This is a genomic window from Brevundimonas sp. (assembly GCF_035627055.1).
In the GTDB taxonomy this organism is placed as follows: Bacteria; Pseudomonadota; Alphaproteobacteria; order Caulobacterales; family Caulobacteraceae; genus Brevundimonas.
The window spans coordinates 1-22,354 of the sequence record NZ_DASPMM010000028.1 but is presented as its reverse complement, the minus strand read 5'-3'; the positions used below and the strand labels follow the sequence as shown (position 1 = coordinate 22,354).

General features: G+C 69.4%; 19 protein-coding genes and 1 pseudogene. 12 read left to right on the top strand and 8 right to left on the bottom strand.

Translation table 11 applies throughout. The features are described 5' to 3' along the window. Positions 1-7: 7 nt before the first annotated feature. Positions 8-754: a GIN domain-containing protein gene (locus VEA98_RS14930; RefSeq protein ID WP_324816140.1), complete on the top strand. Its 747-nt coding sequence runs from the start codon at positions 8-10 to the stop codon at positions 752-754. A 69-nt stretch (positions 755-823) separates the two neighbouring features. Continuing rightward, entirely contained in the window at positions 824-2,254 is a 1,431-nt protein-coding gene (tldD, locus tag VEA98_RS14925; protein ID WP_324816138.1) for a metalloprotease TldD, read from the top strand. A 126-nt stretch (positions 2,255-2,380) separates the two neighbouring features. Here tldD and VEA98_RS14920 read toward each other — a convergent pair whose 3' ends face one another. Continuing rightward, entirely contained in the window at positions 2,381-3,334 is a 954-nt protein-coding gene (locus VEA98_RS14920) for a TraB/GumN family protein (protein ID WP_414642188.1), read from the bottom strand. Between the two features lie 177 nt (positions 3,335-3,511). Between VEA98_RS14920 and VEA98_RS14915 the strand changes: the two genes are divergently transcribed. After that, positions 3,512-5,593 carry a TonB-dependent receptor plug domain-containing protein gene (locus VEA98_RS14915; RefSeq protein WP_324816132.1) on the top strand — a complete coding sequence of 694 codons (2,082 nt, stop codon included), beginning with the start codon at positions 3,512-3,514 and terminating at the stop codon, positions 5,591-5,593. Positions 5,594-5,672: 79 nt separating this feature from the next. Here the strand turns inward: VEA98_RS14915 and VEA98_RS14910 are convergent, their stop codons facing one another. Then, positions 5,673-7,331: an amidohydrolase gene (locus VEA98_RS14910; protein WP_324816129.1), complete on the bottom strand. Its 1,659-nt coding sequence runs from the start codon at positions 7,329-7,331 to the stop codon at positions 5,673-5,675. An 83-nt stretch (positions 7,332-7,414) separates the two neighbouring features. On the opposite strand from VEA98_RS14910, the gene VEA98_RS14905 reads away from it, so the two are divergent. After that, the gene (locus VEA98_RS14905) at positions 7,415-7,744 is read left to right on the top strand and encodes a hypothetical protein (RefSeq protein ID WP_324816127.1); all 330 of its coding nucleotides are present in this window, start codon (positions 7,415-7,417) and stop codon (positions 7,742-7,744) included. Then, on the top strand, positions 7,741-8,172 hold the full coding sequence (locus VEA98_RS14900; RefSeq protein WP_324816125.1) for a DUF488 domain-containing protein: 432 nt from the start codon (positions 7,741-7,743) through the stop codon (positions 8,170-8,172). The genes VEA98_RS14905 and VEA98_RS14900 overlap by 4 nt, the downstream gene beginning before the upstream one ends. A 159-nt stretch (positions 8,173-8,331) precedes the next feature. Here the strand turns inward: VEA98_RS14900 and VEA98_RS14895 are convergent, their stop codons facing one another. Both VEA98_RS14895 and VEA98_RS14890 read right to left on the bottom strand, forming a co-directional pair. Beyond that, entirely contained in the window at positions 8,332-10,506 is a 2,175-nt protein-coding gene (locus tag VEA98_RS14895; protein WP_324816123.1) for a 3-hydroxyacyl-CoA dehydrogenase NAD-binding domain-containing protein, read from the bottom strand. A gap of 17 nt (positions 10,507-10,523) precedes the next feature. Next, a complete protein-coding gene (locus VEA98_RS14890; protein WP_324816120.1) occupies positions 10,524-11,729 on the bottom strand; it encodes an acetyl-CoA C-acetyltransferase in 1,206 nt (401 codons plus the stop codon). 200 nt (positions 11,730-11,929) lie between these two features. On the opposite strand from VEA98_RS14890, the gene VEA98_RS14885 reads away from it, so the two are divergent. Further along, the gene (locus tag VEA98_RS14885) at positions 11,930-12,487 is read left to right on the top strand and encodes a hemerythrin domain-containing protein (protein WP_324816118.1); all 558 of its coding nucleotides are present in this window, start codon (positions 11,930-11,932) and stop codon (positions 12,485-12,487) included. A gap of 8 nt (positions 12,488-12,495) precedes the next feature. Then, positions 12,496-13,089: a CAP domain-containing protein gene (locus tag VEA98_RS14880; RefSeq protein ID WP_324816114.1), complete on the top strand. Its 594-nt coding sequence runs from the start codon at positions 12,496-12,498 to the stop codon at positions 13,087-13,089. A gap of 12 nt (positions 13,090-13,101) precedes the next feature. Here VEA98_RS14880 and VEA98_RS14875 read toward each other — a convergent pair whose 3' ends face one another. Further along, positions 13,102-14,118 (bottom strand): KpsF/GutQ family sugar-phosphate isomerase, encoded by a 1,017-nt coding sequence (locus VEA98_RS14875; protein ID WP_324816112.1) that lies wholly within the window; start codon positions 14,116-14,118, stop codon positions 13,102-13,104. Between the two features lie 106 nt (positions 14,119-14,224). On the opposite strand from VEA98_RS14875, the gene otsB reads away from it, so the two are divergent. From otsB to VEA98_RS14860, 3 genes are read left to right on the top strand one after another with little or no spacing between them, the layout of a single operon-like run. Continuing rightward, complete coding sequence (gene otsB, locus VEA98_RS14870) at positions 14,225-15,013, top strand: trehalose-phosphatase (RefSeq protein ID WP_324816109.1); 789 nt, start codon at positions 14,225-14,227, stop codon at positions 15,011-15,013. Further along, complete coding sequence (locus VEA98_RS14865; protein WP_324816106.1) at positions 15,010-16,794, top strand: glycoside hydrolase family 15 protein; 1,785 nt, start codon at positions 15,010-15,012, stop codon at positions 16,792-16,794. Before otsB ends, VEA98_RS14865 begins: the two co-directional genes overlap by 4 nt. A gap of 55 nt (positions 16,795-16,849) precedes the next feature. Next, on the top strand, positions 16,850-18,274 hold the full coding sequence (locus tag VEA98_RS14860; protein ID WP_324816104.1) for an alpha,alpha-trehalose-phosphate synthase (UDP-forming): 1,425 nt from the start codon (positions 16,850-16,852) through the stop codon (positions 18,272-18,274). A 6-nt stretch (positions 18,275-18,280) separates the two neighbouring features. Here the strand turns inward: VEA98_RS14860 and VEA98_RS14855 are convergent, their stop codons facing one another. Continuing rightward, positions 18,281-18,892 carry a glutathione S-transferase family protein gene (locus VEA98_RS14855; protein ID WP_324816101.1) on the bottom strand — a complete coding sequence of 204 codons (612 nt, stop codon included), beginning with the start codon at positions 18,890-18,892 and terminating at the stop codon, positions 18,281-18,283. A gap of 103 nt (positions 18,893-18,995) precedes the next feature. On the opposite strand from VEA98_RS14855, the gene VEA98_RS14850 reads away from it, so the two are divergent. Beyond that, on the top strand, positions 18,996-19,721 hold the full coding sequence (locus VEA98_RS14850) for a YafY family protein (protein ID WP_324816099.1): 726 nt from the start codon (positions 18,996-18,998) through the stop codon (positions 19,719-19,721). 79 nt (positions 19,722-19,800) lie between these two features. On the opposite strand, the gene VEA98_RS14845 is transcribed toward VEA98_RS14850, so the two are convergent. Both VEA98_RS14845 and VEA98_RS14840 read right to left on the bottom strand, forming a co-directional pair. Next, positions 19,801-21,003, bottom strand: coding sequence for an acetyl-CoA C-acyltransferase (locus VEA98_RS14845; RefSeq protein ID WP_324816097.1), 1,203 nt, complete (start codon positions 21,001-21,003; stop codon positions 19,801-19,803). Positions 21,004-21,061: 58 nt separating this feature from the next. Further along, entirely contained in the window at positions 21,062-21,970 is a 909-nt protein-coding gene (locus tag VEA98_RS14840) for an SDR family NAD(P)-dependent oxidoreductase (protein WP_324816094.1), read from the bottom strand. A 198-nt stretch (positions 21,971-22,168) separates the two neighbouring features. On the opposite strand from VEA98_RS14840, the pseudogene VEA98_RS14835 reads away from it, so the two are divergent. After that, positions 22,169-22,354 (top strand): annotated as a pseudogene (locus tag VEA98_RS14835) (cell envelope biogenesis protein OmpA); the annotation flags it as partial.

Sequence of the window (22,354 nt, the reverse complement as noted above, 5' to 3'; positions counted from 1 at the left end):
AGTCCGCATGATCCGCACCCTTCTGATCATCACCGGCGCCAGCCTGGTGCTCTGCGCCGCCTCCCTCGGCGGAGCCGCCGCCCTTGGCGGCAACGACCTGGCGCGCCACGGCTGGGCCTGGACCTTCAACGACGACGGCGAGGAACACACCGTTCACTTCGACCGTGCGGAGCGCGGTCCGCGGGTGAGCCGCACCCTCGCCTGGACCGGCGGCGACCGACTGGAAATCCGGGTCCCGGCCGAAGTCGTCTACGTCCAGGGCGCCGAGGCTTCCGTCGAGGTCTCGGGCGTCCGTTCGCAGGTCGACCGCATCCGCGTCACCGGCGGCCGCATCGCCTTCGCCGACGACGACAGCGACCACGTGGTGTTCGGCTGGCACAACAGCCCCGGCCTGCGCATCACCGTCACGGCGCCGTCGGTCAGGGCGTTCGCCCTCTCCGGCTCCGGCGACCTCAGCATCCGCGATTACGACCAGCCGTCGATGGCGGTCAGCATCCGCGGCTCGGGGGACGTCGATGCGGCCGGCCGGACCGAGACGCTCGAACTGGATATCCGCGGTTCGGGCGAGGCCGACCTGTCGGCCCTCGAGGCCCGCGATGCGGACGTCGAGATCTCCGGGTCGGGCGAGGCGGCCGTCGGACCGACCGGGGCCGCCCGCATCACCATCACCGGTTCGGGCGATGTCGAACTGACCCGCCGGCCGGCCAGCGTGACCCAGAACATCTCCGGGTCCGGCGACGTCAACCAGCGCTAGGACGCCGAATCCGCTTCGGACGATCGTGGGGCCGGTGACTTCGCCGGCCCCACACCCTATTTCAGCGCCATGACCCTGCACGCCGCGCCGCCCGCCATTCTCGATTCCGCCGATGTCGGCGCCGACGAAGCCCTCTCCATCCTGCAGGACGCCCTGGTCGGCGCCGACGACGGCGAACTGTTCCTCGAACGGTCCGAGCTGGAATCGCTGGTCTTCGACGACGGTCGCCTCAAGTCCGCGGCCTATGACGCCGCCGAGGGCTTCGGCCTGCGGGTGGTGGCGGGCGAGACCGCCGGCTACGCCCACGCCAACGAGATCAGCGGCCCGGCCATCCGCCGCGCCGCCAACAGCGCCGCCCTGGCCAAGGCCGGCCACGCCGGCGTGACCGCCGAGGCCCCGCGCGCCACCAACCAGAAGCTCTACGACGCCGTCGATCCGCTGGCCTCGCCCGCTTTCTCGGACAAGATCGCCCTGCTGTCCGAGATCGACGCCTGGGCGCGGGCCCGCGATCCGCGCGTGGTGCAGGTCTCGGCCTCGCTGGTCGGCGAGCGCCGCAATATCGAAATCCTGCGCGGCGACGGGCGGCGCGTGGCGGACATCCGTCCGCTGGTCCGGCTCAATGTCTCGGTCACGGTCGAGAAGGACGGCCGCCGCGAGAGCGCCTCGGCGGGGGCCGGCGGGCGCGCCGGATTCGAGACCTGGATCGCGCCGGAGCGGTGGCAAGGGCAGGTCGACGAGGCGCTGCGCCAGGCCCTCGTCAATCTGGAAGCCATCGACTGCCCCGCCGGCGAAATGGACGTGGTGCTCGGCGCCGGCTGGCCCGGCGTGCTGCTGCACGAGGCGATCGGCCACGGCTTCGAGGGCGACTTCCACCGCAAGGGGTCGTCGGTGTTCACCGGCAAGATGGGCCAGCGCGTCGCCGCGCCGGGCGTCACCGTCGTCGACGACGGCTCCATCGCCGGGCGGCGGGGCTCGCTGAGCATCGACGACGAGGGCACGCCGACCTCACGCACGGTGCTGATCGAGGACGGCGTCATGGTCGGGCTGATGCACGACCGGCTGTCGGCGCGTCAGCTGGGGGCCCGCGCCACCGGCAACGGCCGGCGCCAGTCGTTCGCCCATATGCCGATGCCGCGCATGACCAACACCTTCATGGAAGGGGGCAAGGACTCGCAGGCGGACATGATCGCCTCGACGAAGCGCGGCCTCTACGCCGCCAATTTCGGCGGCGGGCAGGTGGACATCACCAACGGCAAGTTCGTCTTCCAGTGCACCGAGGCCTATCTGATCGAGGACGGGCGGATCACCGCTCCTGTGCGCGGCGCGACCCTGATCGGCGACGGCGCGACGGCGCTGCAGCACGTGCAGATGATCGGCGACGACTTCGCCTTCGACCCGGGCGTCGGCGTCTGCGGCAAGGCGGGTCAGGGGGTGCCGGTGGGCATCGGCCAGCCGAGCCTCAAGATCGGCGGGCTGACGGTGGGCGGGACGGCGGTCTAGGGGCGAGGGACTAGGGATTAGGGATTAGGGATTAGGGATGAGTTCGGACCGCTAGGACCGCTCTGGAGCTTTGGCCCGTAACCCTCATCCCTAGTCCCTAGTCCCTTGTTCCTGGTCCCTGCCGCCTTACTCCCTCACCTTCCATTCCGGCCCGGTCACGTCGAGACCGCGGGCCTCCAGTCCGTCCAGAACGCCGCCCTCTTCGGCCAGCAGGCGGATCGGGGCCACGCCCATGGTGACGCCGGGGGAGATCAGGGCGGTCTCGATCGCCGCCGCCCATTGCTGATGGAGTTGCGGCGCGATCTCCGGATCGCCCCACGGCCAGCACTGGTTCAGGGCCTGGTCGAGCGGCGAGGCGACGACCTCGGCGACGCGCAGGGCGCGCCAGTCCTCCGCCCGCTCGCGGGCCGCGTCGGAGCCATGCTCGGCGGCGGCGATGGCCGCCTGGACGCAGGCGACGTGCGCGGTTTGCGGAGCCTCGATCAGGCTGTCGATCAATTCGTCGCCGCGCACCGTGCCGACCGGGCGCGTTTCCACCCGGGCGCGGCGGGCGGCGCGCCGGATCACATCCACGGCAGTGTCGCCGCCGCCCCGCCCGGTGTAGCCGGCCTTGTCCTGCATCAGGTCGAAGCCGAGGATGAGCAGGCTCTTCGTCCGCCAGTCCTGATTGCGCTCACCGGCCATCAGAGCCTCGAGCCGGCTCTGCCAGTCCGCCGTCAGATAGTCGGCGCTGGTCTGGCCGCGCGGCATGCGGGCGATGGTGCGGATGCGCCAGATGACGCGCAGGACATCCGTGATCGAGGCGCGGCCTTCCTGGGGCGTCAGGATCAGCTGCGACCGCGCGGCGGCGGCTTCGAGATCATCGGGCCGCCATGGCAGGTCGCGGGGGATGCCGGTGATCGCGCCGACCAGGATCAGGGTGCTGTCGCCCCGGTTGACGGTCCACATCGGCGCGCCGGAGCGCCGGGCCAGCACCACCACGTCCTCGACGGCGATCGGCTCCTGGTCGTCCGCGGTCTGGGCCAGGGCGGCCTGCGGCGCAGCGCCGAGAAGCGCGAGGGCGAAAAGCAGTCCGAACAATGATTTCACGATTACCTGCCGCCGTTAATATAGAAAGAAAAGAGCGCGCCTTTATCAGAACACCAGCATGACAGTCCTGTAATGCTGTCTGCTTTTTAATCCACCTTGCCGTCTTGTAACTGGAGCCGCTCGCGTCAGGACGCCACACCTTCGTCACACGACGAGGGGAATCCTGCAATGACCAAGACCATCCTGCTGGCCACGACCGCCATCCTGCTCACCGGGGGCGCGGCGACAGCCCAGACCGCCTCGGATGGGCCCGATCCGCAGGTCGCCGAGGCGCCCGTCCCCGTCAACGGGCAGGATGTGCAGACCGACTCGGTCCAGCAGGGCGTTCTGGTCTTCACCCCCGACTTCTTCGCCGACCAGCGCCCCAACACGGCGCTGGACATGGTCTCGCGGGTGCCGGGCTTCTCCATCAGCGACGGGTCGGGCAACCGCGGCTTCGAGGGCGCGGTCGGCAACATCCTGATCAACAACGCCCGCCCGGCGTCCAAGAACGACACCGGCTCCAACGTGCTGTCGCGCACGCCGGCCAGCCAGGTCGAGCGCATCGAACTGATCCGCGGCGGCGCGCCCGGCATCGACATGCAGGGCTATTCGGTCGTCGTGAACGTGATCCTGAAGACGGAGAACACCCGCCAGTCGATCCTCACCGCCGCCGGCTATTTCTTCGAAGGCGGCCGGGACCAGTTCAACGGCTCCTACCAGTTCACCGCCCGCGAGGGCGAGCGCACCTGGGGCGTGACCCTCAGCGACGGCCTGTCGATGAGCGACGCCAACGGCGTGGGCCCGGTGGTCCGCACCGACGCCAACGGGAACGTCACCCGCAACGAGAACTACTTCAACGACTCCTGGGGCGGCGGCCAGTCCGTTCGCGGCAACTACGCGACCCCGCTGTTCGGCGGCAAGATCGACCTGACCGCCCGCTATGGCCTCAACGACTTCGAGGCGGTCAACCTGCAGACCGCGACCGATGTCCGGCGCGAGAGCCTCTACGCCGAGGACGGCGACGGGGGCGAGGTCGGGGCCGTCTACACCCGGCCGCTGAGTGAGCGGCTGACCATGGAGACCCGGCTGATCCACGAGTGGAACGCCTTCGAGTCGGAGTCGACCTCGCGCGACCGGATCGGGGGCGTCGACGGTCCGGAACAGCTGTTCACCGCCGAAGGCGAGGCTTCGGAATCCATCCTGCGCGGCCTGGTGCGGTTCGAACGCTCGGCGGCCGTGACCTTCGAAACGGGAGGCGAGGTCGCCTACAACATGCTGGAGGTCGACCAAGCCTTCACGGTCGGCGGCGCGCCCGTCGCCCTGCCCTCCGCCTCGGTCAAGGTCGAGGAGACGCGCGGGGAGGCCTTCGGCAAGGCCACCTGGCGGATCCGGCCGGAGCTGACGCTGGAAGGCGGGCTGCGGCTGGAGAGCTCGACCATCAGCCAGTCCGGCGACGCCGAACAGGAGAAGAGCTTCTTCTTCGCCAAGCCGCGCTTCCTCGCCACCTGGACGCCGATGGCCAACAACCAGGTGCGGGTGCGCTTCGAGCGCGAGGTCGGCCAGCTGGACTTCGGCGACTTCGCCGCCTCCGCTGAACTGGCGGACGGCAACGTGTTCGGCGGCAATGTCGACCTCGAGCCGGAGCAGCGCTGGATCAGCGAACTGATCTACGAGCGGCGCTTCTGGGGCGACGGCATCGTCAGCATCGGCCTGCGTCACGACGAGATCACCGACGTGATCGACGTCATCCCGCTGGATCAGGGCCTGTCGGCGGTCGGCAACATCGGCGACGGCACGCTGGACCAGCTGAACCTGAACGTGGCCGTGCCGACGGACAAGCTGGGGATCGCCGGCGGCATGTTCCGCTTCCGCAACACCTGGAACCACACCGAGGTGACGGATCCGACCACCGGGGAAATCCGCCCGATCTCCAACGTGCGGCCCAGCCAGGCGGTGTTCTCCTGGGAGCAGGACATCACCAGCTGGAAGCTCCAGTACGGCATGGCCTACATCCCGATCCTCGGCCAGAAGGGCTTCGATCCGGACCAGACCTCGGGCTGGCGCGGGCACGACTATTTCGAGGCCTGGGCCGAGTACAAGCCCACCGAGACCCTGGCGATCCGGGCCCAGGTCAACATCTGGAACGATTTCGACGTCGAACGGACGGTCTACGCCGACCGCACGCCGGCCCGGCCGATCGCCTTCGTCGAGCACCGCTACATCGACCCGCGGACCTTCTTCCAGGTCCGGGTCCGCAAGACCTTCTAGGGTCCGCCTGCGCAAGACCTCCCCCAGAGGCAGCCCCCGCAGGCTGGACGGCCCCGTCGGCGAAAGCCGGCGGGGTCTTCTATTCCGCCCGGTGGACGACGACGCCGTCGACCACCGTCAACACGGCGTGGCCCTTGGGGATGTCGGCTTCAGGCGCGGTCATCAGGTCGACGTCGAAGGCGGTGAAGTCGGCCCGCTTGCCGACCTCGATGGTGCCCAGTTCGGCCTCGCGGAAGCTGGCGTAGGCCGGCCAGAGGGTGAACATCTTCAGCGCGGTCAGGCGGTCGACCGCTTCGCCGGGGCGCCAGTCGGGGCCTTGGAAGCCCTCCAGGTCCCGGCGGGCGACGGCGGCGTAGAATTCGATCAGCGGCGCCCCGCGCTCGACCGGGGCGTCGGAGCCGCCGACGACGATGACCCCGCGGTCGATCAGGCTATGCCAGGCGTAGGCCCCGTCGAGGCGGGCGTCGCCGAGCCGGGCGGGCGCGAAATGCAGGTCGCCGATGGCGTGGCTGGGCTGCATCGAGGCGATGATCGGCAGGTCGACGAACCAGTGATAGTCAGACGGGCGCAGGATCTGGGCGTGCTCGATACGCCAGCGCACGTCGGCCCCGTTCGGCCGCTCGGAAGGCGCAACGCCGGCCATGGCCTGCTGGTACCACTCCATCACCGAGGCGTTGCCGCGGTCGCCGATGGCGTGGGTGGCGATCTGGATGCCGCCGCGCAGGGCCGCCTGATACAGGGGTACGATCTCCTGCTCGGTGATCTGCATCAGGCCGGTGGTATCCGGCCGGTCGGCATAGGGCTCGAACAGGGCCGCGCCGCGCGAGCCCAGCGCGCCGTCGGCGTAGTATTTGACCGCCCGGGTGATGATCCGGCCGTCGGCGACGCTGCGCGGACCGCCGGCGATCAGTTCGGCCGCGCCATCGGGGGTGATGCTGTTGTAGACCCGCAGGGGCGCCTCGCCCGCCTCGGCCATCTGTTCGAGCAGGGGAATGTCGCGCCAGGGGGCGCTCATGAAATGCAGGCCGGTCCAGCCATAGGCCGCCTCGACGCGGAAGCCGGCGCGGTAGGCCTCGCGCAGGGCGGCGGGATCGGCCTGGGGCATGAGGCCGCCGACGAGGGACTCGGCGGCGTCGACCAGCAGACCGGTCGGCTGACCGGCCTCGTCCTTGAGGATTTCACCGCCCGACGGAGCGACGGTGTCGGCGGTGACGCCAGCGGCGGCGAGGGCGGCGCTGGAGGCGACCACGGCATGGCCGTCGGCGCGGCCCAGCAGCACCACCCGTCCGGGCGCAGCGGCGTCGAGGTCCTGACGCGTCAGGAAGCGGGCCTCAGGCCAGTGGGTCTCGATCCAGCCGCGCCCGACGATCGGACCGTCGGGGTGGGCCTCGGCCCAGGCGGTCAGGCGGGCCATGGCTTCCGCGACTGAGGCCGAGCCCTCGAGGTTCAGCGTCAGCTCGCGCCAGCCGATGCCGTCGAGGTGCGCGTGGCCGTCGGTGAAACCGGGGAACAGGGCGGCGCCTTTGAGGTCGATGGTCGGAACGGTCGTCGGGACTGCCGGCTGATCGCGTTCAGCGCCGACCCAGACGATGCGGCCATCGCGCACCAGCACCGCCTGGGCGGTCGGGGCGGCATCGGAGCCGGTGTAGATCGGCCCGCCGCGGATCAGCAGGTCCTGGGCGGCGGCGGAAGCGGCCGCGCCCGAAAGCAGAAGGGCGAGAAGGAGGGTGCGGCGCATCTGACGATTCCTGAGTCTGGCGGAAACCGGACTCGCCTTATGATCGGGCCTGCGTCAAGTTTGGAGGGACAGAGGAGCCCCCGATGATCCTTTCAGCCCTGCTCGCCCTCACCACAGCCGATCCGACGCTGGAGCAGGCGCAGGCTTGCCGCGCGCACATGGAACTGTTCATCGAGGACGTGGCCCGGGAGGGTGAACAGGTCGCCGGACCAACGTGGTTCATCAGCAGCTGGTGGGAACGGAAGGCGGTCGAGGCGGGCGCGCCGGACGACGACGGCGCGGCGCTCACCGCGCTGAAGTCGAATCTCGAACAGCTGCGGACAGAGGCGCCGGACAGGTTCGCCGCCGGCCGCCAGGATTGCGTCGACAAGGCTATCGAGGCCGGCGCCGTGCCGGGGATGGGGCCGGCATGAAGCTGTTCACCATCGGCTATGAGGGCGAACCGCAGGCGGCGGTGATCGACCGGCTGAAGTCGGCGGGCGTCAAGGTGCTGGCGGATGTGCGGGCGGTGGCGGCTTCGCGACGGGCGGGATTTTCGAAGACGGTGCTGGGCTCCAGCCTTGCCGAGACCGGGATCGAATATGTCCATATGCGGGACCTCGGCACGCCCAAGGCCGGGCGGGACGCGGCGCGCAAGGGGCATGTCGGGGAGATGCGGGCCATCTTCGCCGAGCACATGCAGGAGCCGCCGTCGCAGCTGGCCTTCGAACGGCTGCGGGAGATCGCGAAGGACCGGCCGACGGCCCTGCTCTGCTTCGAGGCGGACCACGCGGGGTGCCACCGCGCGATCCTGGCGGAGCGGCTGCAGGCCGAGGACGGGTTCGAGGTGGTGAACCTGTAACTGCGCCCCTCTCCCCTTGCGGGAGAGGGAGACCGCACACGGCGGCGCAGCCGTCGTTCTTGTGCGGTCGGGTGAGGGGTCGTACCGGCGGCGACCGAGAGACCCCTCATCCGACCCGCTTCGCGGGCCACCTTCTCCCGCAAGGGGAGAAGGAACGCGTTACGCCGCGGCCTTCTGGCCGGCGAAGTCGCCGTAGAAGGTGCGGCCCTGCTCGGCCATGTCGCGCAGCAGCTGCGGCGGCGAGAAACGGTCGCCGTACTTCGCGGCGTATTTGTCGGCCTGTTCGACGAAGGCCTTCAGCCCGGTCTGGTCGATCAGGGTGATCGGGCCGCCGGTCCAGGGGGCGAAGCCCCAGGCCAGGATGGCGCCGACGTCGGCCTCGCGCGGATCGTCGATGACGCCCTCTTCCCAGCAGCGGGCCACTTCGACCGCCTGACGGTAGAGCAGACGCCGCTTCTGGTCCTCGACCATCTCGGGCGTGGAGTCGTTGATCTTCACCGGAGCCAGATCGGACAGGCCGGACCACAGCTTTTTCGGCTTTGTTTCGTAGTCGTAGAAGCCCTTGCCGTTCTTGCGGCCGTAGCGGCCGAGGTCCTCGACCATGGTCTGGACGATCTTCCAGCCCGGCAGCGGCTCATAGGCGTCGCCGAGATCTTCCTTCGTCTGTTTGGCGATCTTGACCGACAGGTCCAGCGCCACGTCGTCGTGCATCTCCAGCGGACCGCGCGGCATGCCGGTCATGCGCCCGATGTTGTCGATCAGGGCGGGGGCGTAGCCCTCCTCGAGCATGGCCAGACCCTCGGCGACATAGGTGCCGAAGCAGCGCGAGGTGTAGAAGCCGCGGCCGTCGTTGACGACGATCGGGGTCTTCTTGATCTTCATGACGTAGTCGAGGGACTTGGCGATCGCCGCCTCGCCGGTCTTTTCGCCGAGGATGATCTCGACCAGCATCATCTTGTCGACCGGCGAGAAGAAGTGGATGCCGATGAAGTCCTCTGGCCGCACCGACGCCTCGGCCAGGCCGGTGATCGGCAGGGTCGAGGTGTTGGAGCCGAACACTGCGCCGGGCTCGAGCTGGGCCTCGGCGCGTTTGGTCACTTCGGCCTTGATCTCGCGGTTCTCGAACACGGCCTCGATGACCAGGTCCGAGCCCTTGATCAGGTCATAGTCGGTGGTGGCGGTGACTGAGGCGAGCAGGGCGTCGAACTTGTCCTGGGTCAGCTGGCCGCGCGAGAGGCGCTTCTTGAGCAGCTCCTCGACATGGGCCTTGCCCTTGTCGGCGCTCTCCTGATCGCGGTCGATCAGGATGGTCTCGATGCCGGCCATGGCCTGCACATAGGCGATGCCTGCGCCCATCATGCCGGCACCGATGACGGCGACCTTCTTCGGGTCCGACTTCGGCACGCCGGCGGGACGCACCGCGCCCTTGTCGAGCTCCTGCTTGGACAGGAACAGGCTGCGGATCATGCCCTGGGCCTGCGGCGTCATCAGGGTCTTGATGAAGTAGCGGGTCTCGATGCGCAGGGCCGCGTCCATGGGGACCTGCACGCCCTCATAGACCGCCTTCATCAGGTTCAGCACGGCCGGGTAGTTGCCGTACGACTGCTTGCGGATCATGGCGTTGCCGACGAGGAAATTCTGGATGCCCGCCGGGTGGTAGGGGCCGCCGCCGGGAAGCTTGAAGGACTTGTCGTCCCACGGCTGGACGGCCTTGCCGCCGCCCTTGATCCACGCCTTGGCGGCCTCGACCTCGCCGCCGACCGGGACGACCTCATGGACGATGCCGGCGCCCTTGGCGTCATTCGGGCGGAACGACTTGCCCTCGCTCATCGCCATCATGGCGGCCTGGACGCCGATCAGGCGCGACAGCCGCTGGGTGCCGCCGCCGCCGGGGAAGAGGCCGACCTTGATCTCCGGCAGGCCGAGCTGGATCTTCGGGCTGTCGCCGACCACGCGGTAGTGACAGGCCAGCGTCAGCTCCAGGCCGCCGCCCAGCGCCAGACCGTTGATCGCCGCGGCGACCGGCTTGCCGCAGGTCTCCAGCGCGCGCAGGGCGCCGTTCAGCCGCCAGCCGGCGTCATAGGCGGCCTGCAGGTCGGCGCCGCCCAGCATGCCGCCGGCCATGTCGCCGAGGTCGGCGCCGGCGCAGAAGCCGCTCGCCTTGCCCGAGGTCAGGACCGCGCCCTTGATGGCGTCGTCGGTCTTGATGCGTTCGACCCACTGCGGGATCTCGGCCATCACCCCCGAGGTCAGGGTGTTCATCGACCGTCCGGGAACGTCGAAGGTGATCAGGGCGATGCCGTCGGCGTCGACGTCGATCTTGAAGTTTTCCATGGCTCTCAAGCTCCCGATCAGACGCGTTCGATGACGGTGGCGGTGCCCATGCCGCCGCCGATGCACAGGGTGATCAGGGCGGTCGACTTGCCGGAGCGCTCCAGCTCGTCGAGCACCACGCCAGTGATCATCGCGCCGGTGGCGCCGAGCGGGTGGCCCATGGCGATGGCGCCGCCGCAGACGTTGATCTTGTCGTGGTCGATGTCGAGCGCCTGCATGTAGCGCAGCACCACGGCGGCGAAGGCCTCGTTGAGCTCCCACAGGTCGATGTCGGCGGGGGTCATGCCCAGCTTGCCGAGGAGCTTGTTGGTGACGAACTCGGGGCCCGTCAGCATGATCGACGGCTCGGAGCCGATCGAGGCGGCGCCGACGATGCGCGCGCGGGGCTTGAGGCCCAGAGCCTGGCCGGCCTCAAGCGAACCGATCAGGACGCCGGCCGAGCCGTCGACGATGCCCGAGGAGTTGCCCGGGGTGTGGACGTGGTTGACCCGCTCAACCTCGGGGTAGCGCTGGTTGATGACGCTGTCGAAGGCCATCTCGCCCATCATGGCGAAGGACGGGTTCAGGGCGCCGAGGGTCTGCATGTCGGTGTTCGGACGAATGGTCTCGTCGCGGTCCAGCTGGACGAGGCCGAGCTGGTTCTTCACCGGCACCACCGACTTCGAGAAGCGGCCTTCGTCCCAGCTGCGGGCGGAGCGTTTGTGGCTCTCGACGGAGTAGGCGTCGACGTCGTCGCGGCTGAAGCCCCATTTGGAGGCGATCATGTCGGCCGAGACGCCCTGCGGCACGAAATAGGTCTGGAAGGCGCTGGAGGGGTCGACCGGCCAGGCGCCGCCATCGGACCCCATCGGGACGCGGCTCATGGCTTCCACGCCGCCGCCGACGGCGAAGTCGGCCTCGCCGGATTTCACCTTGGCCGCGGCCATGTTCACGGCCTCGAGACCCGAGGCGCAGAAGCGGTTGATCTGGACGCCGGCGGTGGTCTGGGCCCAACCGGCGTTGAGCACGGCGGTGCGGGCGATGTCGGCGCCCTGCTCGCCCACCGGGGTGACGCAGCCGAGGATGACGTCGTCGACCTTCGAGGTGTCGAGGTCGTTGCGATCGCGCAGCGCCTCCAGCACCTGGGTCGCAAGGCTCAGACCCGTGATCTCGTGCAGGCTTCCGTCCTTCTTGCCCTTGCCGCGCGGGGTGCGGACCGCGTCGTAGATGTAGGCGTCGGCCATGGGAGTCAGTCTCCAATAAGGACGGTTCGAGGCGTTGGGGTCAGAAAACCTACGTTTACGTCAACGTCAAGTTTTTTCGCGGCGGGCGGCCTTCCGACGCACACAACGAGCGAACGATTCTCAGGTCGCCCTATGTCGGGAACGCGACGCCCGCGAGCGCCTTACACCGGCAACGCATACCGCCGCAGGAGGAGCACCCCATGGCCCAGAGCTACGAAGAGATGGACGCGATCGCGATGCTGAAGGCCGACCACCGCAAGGTGGAGGAGCTGTTCGCGAAGTTCGAGGAAACCAACGGCAAGGCCACCAAGCAGCGGCTGGCGGAGCAGATCTGCCTCGAACTGAAGGTGCACACCGCCATCGAGGAGGAGATCTTCTATCCGGCCTGCCGCGGCAAGATCGAGGACGACCTGGTCAACGAGGCCTATGTCGAGCACGACAGCGCCAAGCTGCTGATCAACGAGATCGAGGCCGGCGGTCCCCAGGAGGATTTCTACGATGCCAAGGTCAAGGTGCTGTCGGAGATGATCGAGCACCACGTCGAGGAAGAGGAGAAGCGCTCGGAAGGCATGTTCAGCCAGGCCCGCGCGGCCGGCCTCGACATGGATCTGCTGGCCGATCAGATGCGGGCCCGCAAGGCGACGGCGATGGAGGAGTTCCAGGCCGGCAAGCCCGCCGAGACCCGGACGCTGGAGGGCGACGACGTCGAGAGCGCCCTGACCGACCAGCCGTTCGGCGACGGGGCCAGCCTGCGCTGAGCCCGGCGATGCGCTACCGGCAAACCGCTGCGGGCGCGGCGGTCCTGTGCGTGATGGCGGGGACCGCCGGCTGCGCGCCCGCGCCCGGCCCGGTCCTGACACGACCGCCGCCGCAGCAGGCCCGTCCGGTTCAACCCGTCGCGCCGCCGCGCGCCACCGAACCTTCCAGCGAGATCGAGGCCCGGCTGCTGTCCGCCCACAACGCCGAGCGGGCGCGCGTCGGCTCTCCGCCCCTGCGCTGGGCCGACTCGCTGGAAGCCGAGGCCCGGGTGTGGGCGAGGGAGCTGATCGCCAGCAACCGCTTCGCGCATGATCCGGCCCGGCATGGCCACGGCGAGAACCTGTGGACCGGCTGGGGCGGGCGGACGTGGACCCCGGAGGACATGGTCGGCGACTGGATCGCCGAGAAGGCCGACTATCGCCACGGCGTCTTCCCGAACGTCAGCCGGACCGGGAAGTGGAGCGACGTGGGCCACTACACCCAGCTGGTCTGGAGCAGCACGACCCACGTCGGCTGCGCCATCGAGACGCGGGGCGACCGGTCGGTGCTGGCCTGCCGCTATGCGCCGCCGGGGAATATCGACGGGCGGATGGCGTACTGAAAGGGACCAGGGCTAGCTGACGTACCCCGCCTGCATCAGCTCGGCGATGTGGACGATGGCGACGGGGCGGTCCTCTTCCACGACCAGCAGGGTGGCGATCTTGTTCTGGGTCATCAGGTCGATGGCGTCGCTCATCCGCGCATCGGGGCCGATGACCTTCGGACGCGGGCTCATCACGTCGGCGGCGGTCAGGCCGGTCAGCTCGCCGCGGGAGAAGGCGCGGCGCACGTCTCCGTCGGTGACGATCCCGGCCAGCGTTCCGTCGTCGTTGAGCACCGCGACGGCGCCCTTGCGGCCCTCGGTGATGGCGGAGACCACCTCGGCGAAGCCGGCGGTCAGCGGCACGGTCGCCGGCGCGGGCGGGCGGTCGCCCATCCAGTCGCGGACGCTCTGCAGGCTCATGCCCAGCTTGCCGCCGGGGTGGTGCATGCCGAAGTCCTCGGCGGTGAAGCCGCGGCGGTCCATCAGCACCATGGCAAGGGCGTCGCCCATGGCCAGGGTCATGAGGGTGGAGGTGGTGGGGGCGAGGCCATTGGGGCAGGCCTCGGCGACCTGCGGCAGGGTCAGGCAGACGGCGGAGGAGCGGCCGAGGAAGCTGTTCGGTCGCTGAGTCAGCCCGATGACCGGTATGCCTTCGCGCTGGCAGAAGATCAGCGGGTCGCGCAACTCGCGGCTCTCGCCCGAGTTGGAGATGGCCAGCAGGGTGACGTCCTTGCGCAGCATGCCGAGGTCGCCGTGGCTCATCTCGGCCGGGTGGACGAAGAAGGCGTTGGTGCCGGTCGAGGCCAAGGTGGCGGCGATCTTGCCGCCGATGTGGCCCGACTTGCCCATGCCGGTGACGACGACATAGCCGGGTCGGGACAGGATGATGTCGCAGGCCCTGCCGAGGCTGTCGTCGAGGCCGGCCTCAAGCGCCTGAAGCGCCTCGACGTTGAGACGGATGACCTCGCGGGCGCGGGCGGTCATGGCGGCGGGATCGGCGGACAGGACAGGTCGTGCAGCGTCGCTCATCCCCGCGATGTGGCGCATCGGGCGGAGATTCACAATCTCCCGGGCCGGTGTCGAAGATTGCTGCGATGCGAGAAAATGCCCCACCGGGGTCAACCTTTGCCGCAGGACTGCGTTAGAAGGAGCCATGCGAACCTCAAACCTGATCGCCGACGGCGCGCCCGCGCCGCTCGAAGCCGCGTCGCATCTGCCGCCCCCTCCGAGCCGCCTGCCCCGCCCCGCCCTGTTCCTCGACATGGACGGGGTGCTGGCCCCGCTGGCCGAGACGCCCGACGCCGTCCTGCCTCATCCGGAACGGACGGCGGCGTTGAGGGCCGTCGCGGACCGGCTGGATCATCGGGTCGCCATCATCAGCGGCCGGACCATCGCCGAGATCGACCGCATCGCCGAGGCCAGCGCCGCCTCGGCGTCGGGCGTGCACGGCTTGGAGCGCCGTCGCGCGGACGGCTCGCTGCACCGGGCCGAGGCCGCGCCGGAGGTGCGGGACGCCGTCGCCGCGTTCGAAGCCTTCGCCCGCACGCGGCCCGGCATCATCGTCGAGGACAAGGCGGTGTCGGCCGGTCTGCATTTTCGCGGCGCGCCGGGCGAGGCGGAGGCGGCCATGACGCTGGCCCGTCGGCTGGCCGCCCGGACCGGGTTGACGCTGCAGGCCGGCAATCTGGTCGTGGAGCTGAAGACGCCGGGAACCAGCAAGGGCACCGCCCTCACCGCCTTCATGCGGGAGCCTCCGTTCGCCGGAGCCGTTCCAGTCATGCTGGGCGATGATCTGACGGACGAGGACGGCTTTCGCGCCGCCGAGGCCCTGGGCGGGTTCGGCGTGCTGGTCGGCTCGCCCCGGGAGACCGCCGCCCGCTACGGCCTGCCCGACGTGGAGGCCGTGCTGGCCTGGCTGAACGCCGTCGAGGAGAGCGCATGACCGCCAATCTGGACCTCGCCCCGATCGGCAACTGTTCGATCTCGGCCCTGATCGACCGCGGCGGCCGCTACGTCTGGGCCTGCGCGCCGAGGGTCGACGGGGACCCGGTGTTCTCGGCCCTGATGGACGGGGACGACCCCGGCCACGGCTTCTGGGACATCGTGCTGGAGGGGCAGACGCAGGTCTCGCAGGATTACGTCCGCAATACGCCGGTGGTGAGGACGGTGCTGACGGCCGAGGACGGGGCCTCGGTCGAGATTCTCGACTTCGCCCCGCGCCACCCCAAACACAGCCGGATCTATCGCCCGCTCGCCTTCGCCCGGGTGGTGCGGCCGCTGAACGGCTCGCCCCGCATCCGGGTGCGGCTGCGGCCCTCGGCCGACTGGGGCGCGCGGCCGGCGGAGCGCACCAGCGGTTCGAACCACATCCGCTATCTGTGCACCGACGTGACCTTCCGACTGACGACGGACTGCCCGGTGTCGCATGTCCTCAACGAGCGGGTGTTCCGGCTGGAGCGGCCGCACGCCTTCTTCCTGGGGCCGGACGAGGGCTACGACCAGGACGTCGGGCCGGGGGTGGCGGCCGCCCTCGACCGCACCATCGCCTATTGGCAGGACTGGGTCCGCACCCTGTATCTGCCGCTGGACTGGCAGGAGGCGGTCATCCGCGCCGCCATCACCCTGAAACTGTGCGCCTACGAGGAGACGGGGGCGATCGTGGCGGCGCTGACCACGTCGGTGCCCGAGTTCCCGGAGAGCGGGCGCAACTGGGACTACCGCTACTGCTGGATCCGCGACGCCTATTATGTGGTGCGGGCGCTGAACCGGCTGGGCGCGGTGGACATCCTCGAGAACTACCTCAGCTATCTGCGCAACCTCGTCGACAACTCGGCGGGCGGTCATGTGCAGCCGGTCTATGGGGTCGGGCTGGAGCCGGGCATCGGCGAGCGGATCATCGAGAGCGTCGAGGGCTATCGCGGCATGAAGCCGGTGCGCATCGGCAACCAGGCGCACGAACACCTGCAGCACGACGTCTATGGCCAGATCGTTCTGCCGCTGGTGCAGGCCTTCTATGACCAGCGGCTGCTGCGCCCGGGTACGATCGACGACTTCTATGCGCTGGAGAAGGTCGGCGAGCGCGCCTTCGCCATGCACGACCAGGTCGACGCCGGCCTGTGGGAGTTCCGCACCATCGCCCGGGTGCACACCTATTCGTCGGTGATGTGCTGGGCCGCCTGCGACCGTCTCGCCAAGGCGGCGGAGCATCTCGGCCTGCCCGAGCGGGCGGGCCTGTGGCGCGAACGGGCGACAGCGATCCGCGAGCGGATCGAGGCGGAAGCCTATCTGCCGGACGAGGGCCGGTTCGCCGCCAGCTTCGGGAACCGCGAGCTGGACGCCTCGCTGCTGCAGCTGACCGACCTCGGCTTCCTCGATGCGCTGGACCCGCGGCAGGTCAAGACCTTCGAGGCCATCGAGCGTGACCTGAAGAAGGGCCCCTACCTGTTCCGCTACGTCGAGGCGGACGACTTCGGGGAACCGGAGACGGCGTTCAACTTCTGCACCTTCTGGTTCATCGAGGCCCTGCACCAGAACGGTCGTGTCGAGGAGGCGCGGGAAATCTTCGCCGAGATGCTGAGCCGGCGCACCCACGCGGGGCTGCTGTCGGAGGACATCTCGCTGGGCGACAATGAGCTGTGGGGCAACTACCCGCAGACCTACTCGCTCGTCGGCATCATCAACTGCGCGGTGCTGCTGAGCCGGTCGTGGACGGACGCCCGATGAGCGGTTTCACGACATTGCGTTGCGACCTTGGGCCGGTGGGAGGCGTTTGCACGCCATGAGCCGGTTGATCGTTGTTTCCAATCGTGTTTCGGCCCCCAAGGATCCGGGGGCCGGGTCGGCGGGCGGGCTCGCCATGGCCCTGTCGGCGGCGCTGCGGAAGTATGACGGCCTGTGGTTCGGCTGGTCGGGCGAGACCGTCGAGAGCTTCGTGCCGGAAGCCAAGGTCGAGGACCGGGCCGGGGTCACCGTCGCCCTCGTCGATCTCGAGGCCCAGGACGTCGAGGAATACTACAACGGCTACGCCAACAAGACGCTGTGGCCGCTGTTTCACCACCGCACCGACCTGGCGTCCTACGAACGGTCGTACGGCGAGGGCTACGAGCGCACCAACGCCCGCTTTGCGGAGGTGCTGGCGCCCCTGCTTGAAGCGGATGACCTGATCTGGATCCACGACTACCACATGATCCCGCTGGCCCGGGATCTGCGCCGGCTGGGGGTGAGGAACCGGATCGGCTTCTTCCTGCACACGCCGTGGCCGGCGCGGCAGCTGCTGGTGACCCTGCCCCATCACCGGCGGCTGGTGGAATCGATGTTCGACTATGACCTGATCGGTTTCCAGACGCGGGAGTGGCTGGACCTGTTCAGGGACTATGTCGCCTCGGAGCCGAGCGTGCACGGACGGCTGCTGCCCAACGACGCGCTGGAGGCCTTCGGCAAGACGGTCCAGACGGGCGTGTTCCCGATTGGCATCGATGTCGAGGCCTTCCTCGCCGCGCGCAACTCGACTTTCGGCGCGCGCACCTACGACCGGATGGCGGCGTCGTCGGCCTTCCGCTCGATGATCGTCGGGGTCGACCGGCTGGACTATTCCAAGGGGCTGGAGGAGCGGCTGCTCGGCTTCGAACAGTTCCTGGCGGACAACCCCGACATGCGCGGCGAGGTGTTCCTGCTGCAGGTGACCCCGATCAGCCGCGACGACGTCGACACCTACCAGGACATCCGCGCCCGGCTCGACGCCCTGGCCGGCCGCGTCAACGGCGAATACGCCGACATGGACTGGCAGCCGGTCCGCTACCTGAACCGGACCTACCGGCGCGACCAGCTGGCGGGCATCTACCGCGCCGCCAAGGTCGGGCTGGTGACGCCGCTGCGCGACGGCATGAACCTGGTCGCCAAGGAGTATGTGGCGGCGCAAAACCCGGACGATCCGGGGGTGCTGGTGCTGTCGCGGTTCGCCGGGGCGGCCGAACAGATGGGCGAGGCGCTGCTGGTCAATCCGTTCAGCCGCGAAGAGGTGGCGGACGCCATCAAGCGGGCCCTGACCATGCCGCTGGCCGAGCGCAAGCGGAAATGGGAGTGCCTGATGCAGGTGGTGCAGGACACGGACGTCGGCGTCTGGCGCAACGATTTCGTGGCCACCTTGCGGGCCGTGGAGAAGCCGGCCGACAGCGCCGCGAGCGACGCCGTCAACGCGGCCTGATCCGCCTCAGGCGACCTGCGCCAGCGCCGGCGGCGTCCCGTCCTTCGTCGCGGCCACGGCATTGGCCGGCCGGTCGAGAATCCGCTCCAGCCAGGCGTCGACCGTGGCGCTGGCCGGGACGTGGTCCCGGGCCCAGGCAAGGGCGCTGCCGGCCATGACGTCGACGGCGGTGAACCTCTGGCCCATCAGGTACGGGCCGCGCTCCAGCGCCGTGAACAGGCGGGCGACCACGGCGTCATAGCGGGCCAGGGCCTGGGCGTCGCCCTCGATCGAGCCGCTGATCTTCGACCACAGGGCGGGCTCCATCTCACCGGCGATCCACGCCAGCCACGTCACATAGGCCGCCCGTTCGGGCGAGCCGACGGGGGCGCCGAGCCCGGCCTCAGGCAGGAGGTCCGTCAGATACTGGGCGATGGCGGCAGACTCCGTCACCAAGGCGTCGCCGTGCAGCAAGGCCGGGACCTTGCCGTCGGGATGCGGATTGCGCGGGTCGCGGGCGCCGGAGCCGTCCGCCCGGGCGATGTCGCAGTAGCAGATGTCGTAGGGCGCGCCGATTTCCTCGAGCAACCAGACCAGACGCGACGACCGCGACCAGGGGGCGTGGAACAGGGTCAGCATGATCAACCTCCGGGAATGGGCGGCCCCTCGCCGCGCCGATGAGATTGACTACTGCCACCCTGCTGCCACCATGCTGTCAGCAGGCGTACACAAGACTGGCGGAATGAGACGCGCGGACAGGCTGTTCCAGATCATCCAGGTGCTGCGGCGGTCGTCGAGACCGCTGACGGCCGATGCCATCGCGGCGGAGCTGGAGACGTCGAAGCGGACCATCTACCGCGACATCGCCACCCTGATGGGCCAGCGGGTCCCGATCCGGGGTGAGGCGGGCCTAGGCTATGTGCTGGAAGGCGGTTTCGACCTGCCGCCGCTGATGCTGACCTCCGACGAGATCGAGGCGGCGGTGCTGGGGGCCCAGTGGGTCGCCGGCCGGGCCGATCCGGCGCTGGCGCGGGCCGCCCGTGATCTGGTGGCCAAGATCGCCGCCACGGTGCCGGAGCGGCTGCGGCCCGTCGTGCTGGAGCCGGCGGTGGCGACGCCGCCGGCCTGGAACGTCAAGGCCGAGACGCTGGACATGTCGCGGGTGCGCGCCTGGATCCACGCCGGGCGCAAGCTGAGGCTGGACTACCGCGACGAACAGGAGCGCGAGAGCCGGCGCGTCATCTGGCCGTTCCTGATCGGCTACCGCGAAACCACCCGGCTGCTGGTCGGCTGGTGCGAGATGCGCAACGACTTCCGCACCTTCCGCACCGACCGGGTGGTCGAGGCGGAGTTCCTGGAGGACCGTTATCCGGGCCGGCCGGCGGTGCTGAGAGCGCGCTGGCAGACGGCGATGGAGGCGGAGCGCCGGGGCCGCGGCTGCGACGGACCGGCGCCCCGGCCTCAGTAGATTTCGAACAGACCCGCCGCGCCGCCGCCGAACCGCAGAGCGGGTCGACTTCTTGTCAGGGATGGGCGCGGCTGACCGGTCAGTAGATTTCGATAAGACCCGCCGCGCCCATGCCGCCGCCGACGCACATGGTCACGACGCCGTATTTCGCGCCGCGCCGCTTGCCCTCGATCAGGACATGGCCGGTCATCCGGGCGCCCGACATGCCGTAGGGGTGGCCGATCGAGATGGCGCCGCCGGAGACATTGAGGCGGTCATTGGGAATGCCGAGCAAGTCGCGGCAGTAGAGCACCTGCACGGCGAAGGCCTCGTTCAGTTCCCAGATGCCGATATCGTCCACGGTCAGGCCGTGGCGTTCCAGCAGGCGGGGAACGGCGAAGACCGGACCGATGCCCATCTCGTCAGGCTCGCACCCGGCCACGGCCATGCCGCGGAAGGCGCCCAACGGCTGGAGACCGCGGCGCTCCGCCTCCTTCGCATCCATCAGCACGCTGGCTGAGGCTCCGTCCGAAAGCTGGGAGGCGTTGCCGGCGGTGATGAAGCGGCCCTGCTCGATCTCCTCGCCGCCGCCGAACACGGGCTTCAGCGAAGACAGGCCTTCCAGCGTGGTGTCCGGGCGGTTGCCCTCGTCCTTCGAGAGGGTCACCTCCTTCGCCGACGCCTGACCGGTGGCCTTGTCGACGACCTGCATGGTGGTGGTCATCGGCACGATCTCGGCGTCGAGACGGCCCTCGGCCTGGGCGGCGGCGGTGCGCTGCTGGGACTGCAGGGCGTACTCGTCCTGCGCCTCGCGGCTGACGCCGTAACGCGCCGCGACAACCTCGGCGGTCTCCAGCATGGCCATGTAGACGTGCGGATGCAGTCTGAGCAGCGCCTCGTCCTTCATCCGGTACAGGTTCATGTGCTGGTTCTGGACCAGCGAAATCGACTCCAGCCCGCCGCCGACGGCGACGACCTGACGGTCGTGGACGACCTGTTTCGCGGCCGTGGCGATGGCCATCAGGCCGGAGGCGCACTGCCGGTCGAGGCTCATGCCGGCCGTGGTCGCCGGCAGGCCCGCGGCGAGGGCGACCTGGCGGGCGATGTTCGGCGCCGTCGGCCCCTGCTGCATGGCCGCCCCCATGACCACGTCCTCGATTTCGGCCGGGTCCAGGCCGGCGCGCTGCACGGCGTGACGCACGGCGTGGGCGCCCAGCTGCTGCGGCTGGGTGTCGTTGAACGCGCCCCGGTAGGCGCGGCCGATCGGGGTGCGGGCCGTCGACACGATAACCGCTTCACGCATGGGACTCTCCAGATGTTCGACTGCAGGTTAGCGTCCTGCCGCCACGTCAAGGCAAGGGTCAAGCCTTGTGTGCGGCCTGGGCCTTGGTCAGTTCGGTGAAACCCTGCGCCGCGCCCATATCCGGGACGATCTCGCCGCTCCGGTCCGAGATTTCGGCGAAGCGCGCCGCCACCTGTTCCGGCGCGTCCTCGCCGGCGATCCATGCGCCCTGGGTCAGGGTCACATAGGCGCGCTCGAAGCCGCCCGCGCCGGCGGCGAGGATGCACCGGCTGGGCGCGTCTTCGCTGACCAGATGAAGCAGGCCCGGCGTGACCATCTCGGGTCCGAGCAGCTCCAGCGGCAGGCGCGCGCCGAGATCCTCGGTCATGCGGGTGTGGGCGGTCGGGGCGAGGCAGTTGACCCGGATGTCGTTCTTCGCACCCTCGATCGACAGCGTCTGCATCAGGCCGACCAGCGCCATCTTGGCCGCGCCATAGTTGGACTGGCCGAAATTGCCGTACAGGCCCGAGGACGAGGTGGTCATCACGATGCGGCCGTAATTGGCTTCGCGCATGATGTCCCAGACGGCCTTGGTGCAATTGACCGCCCCCATCAGGTGGACGTCGATGACGAAACGGAAATCGTCCAGATCCATCTTGGCGAAGGTCTTGTCGCGCAACACCCCGGCATTGTTGACCAGGATGTCGACCCGGCCCCATCTGGCCATGGCGGCGTCGACCATGGCCTGGACCGCCGCGCAGTCGGTCACCGAGGCGGCGTTGGCCATGGCCTCGCCGCCGGCGGCCTCGATCTCGGCCACCACGGTCTCCGCGGCGGTCGCCGAGGCGCCGGACCCGTCCCGGGCGCCACCCAGATCGTTGACCACCACCCGTGCGCCGCGCTTCGCCAGCGCCAGCGCATGTTCGCGCCCCAGACCGCCGCCGGCCCCCGTTACGATCGCCACCCGACCGTCGAACCTCATCGCCATCCGTCTGCTCCTTGATGCGCCAGACCTCCTAGCAGGCGTCCCGGCTTGAGACAGCCCCTGCGAGAATGTGTTGGAATGGCGCCACAGTCGCCGCATTCCGAGCGAAAACGAGGAACCGGAACCGTACATTGCCGTTCGGCTCCGGAGCGTCCCGTGTAAAGCGTGGGCATTCGGGCAACCTTGAGTGTGAGGGATATCATGAAGGTCAAGCTATTAGCTGGCGTCGCGCTGGCCGGGCTGTTTTCGGCCGGCGCTGCGTCTGCCGATCCGAACGGCTGGTACGGCGCGATTGACGCCGGCTGGCATACGACGGAAGTCGAAACCAACCGTTCGATCGTCGACGAGATCGAGGTCGACGATGACTGGGCCGGGTTCGCCCGTCTC

Coding starts and splice junctions, on each gene's coding strand:
- VEA98_RS14930 (WP_324816140.1), top strand. CDS start 8: ATGATCCGCACCCTTCTGATCATCACCGGCGCCAGCCTGGTGCTCTGC.
- tldD (WP_324816138.1), top strand. CDS start 824: ATGACCCTGCACGCCGCGCCGCCCGCCATTCTCGATTCCGCCGATGTC.
- VEA98_RS14915 (WP_324816132.1), top strand. CDS start 3,512: ATGACCAAGACCATCCTGCTGGCCACGACCGCCATCCTGCTCACCGGG.
- VEA98_RS14910 (WP_324816129.1), bottom strand. CDS start 7,331: ATGCGCCGCACCCTCCTTCTCGCCCTTCTGCTTTCGGGCGCGGCCGCT.
- VEA98_RS14905 (WP_324816127.1), top strand. CDS start 7,415: ATGATCCTTTCAGCCCTGCTCGCCCTCACCACAGCCGATCCGACGCTG.
- VEA98_RS14900 (WP_324816125.1), top strand. CDS start 7,741: ATGAAGCTGTTCACCATCGGCTATGAGGGCGAACCGCAGGCGGCGGTG.
- VEA98_RS14895 (WP_324816123.1), bottom strand. CDS start 10,506: ATGGAAAACTTCAAGATCGACGTCGACGCCGACGGCATCGCCCTGATC.
- VEA98_RS14890 (WP_324816120.1), bottom strand. CDS start 11,729: ATGGCCGACGCCTACATCTACGACGCGGTCCGCACCCCGCGCGGCAAG.
- VEA98_RS14885 (WP_324816118.1), top strand. CDS start 11,930: ATGGCCCAGAGCTACGAAGAGATGGACGCGATCGCGATGCTGAAGGCC.
- VEA98_RS14880 (WP_324816114.1), top strand. CDS start 12,496: ATGCGCTACCGGCAAACCGCTGCGGGCGCGGCGGTCCTGTGCGTGATG.
- VEA98_RS14875 (WP_324816112.1), bottom strand. CDS start 14,118: ATGCGCCACATCGCGGGGATGAGCGACGCTGCACGACCTGTCCTGTCC.
- otsB (WP_324816109.1), top strand. CDS start 14,225: ATGCGAACCTCAAACCTGATCGCCGACGGCGCGCCCGCGCCGCTCGAA.
- VEA98_RS14865 (WP_324816106.1), top strand. CDS start 15,010: ATGACCGCCAATCTGGACCTCGCCCCGATCGGCAACTGTTCGATCTCG.
- VEA98_RS14860 (WP_324816104.1), top strand. CDS start 16,850: ATGAGCCGGTTGATCGTTGTTTCCAATCGTGTTTCGGCCCCCAAGGAT.
- VEA98_RS14855 (WP_324816101.1), bottom strand. CDS start 18,892: ATGCTGACCCTGTTCCACGCCCCCTGGTCGCGGTCGTCGCGTCTGGTC.
- VEA98_RS14850 (WP_324816099.1), top strand. CDS start 18,996: ATGAGACGCGCGGACAGGCTGTTCCAGATCATCCAGGTGCTGCGGCGG.
- VEA98_RS14845 (WP_324816097.1), bottom strand. CDS start 21,003: ATGCGTGAAGCGGTTATCGTGTCGACGGCCCGCACCCCGATCGGCCGC.
- VEA98_RS14840 (WP_324816094.1), bottom strand. CDS start 21,970: ATGGCGATGAGGTTCGACGGTCGGGTGGCGATCGTAACGGGGGCCGGC.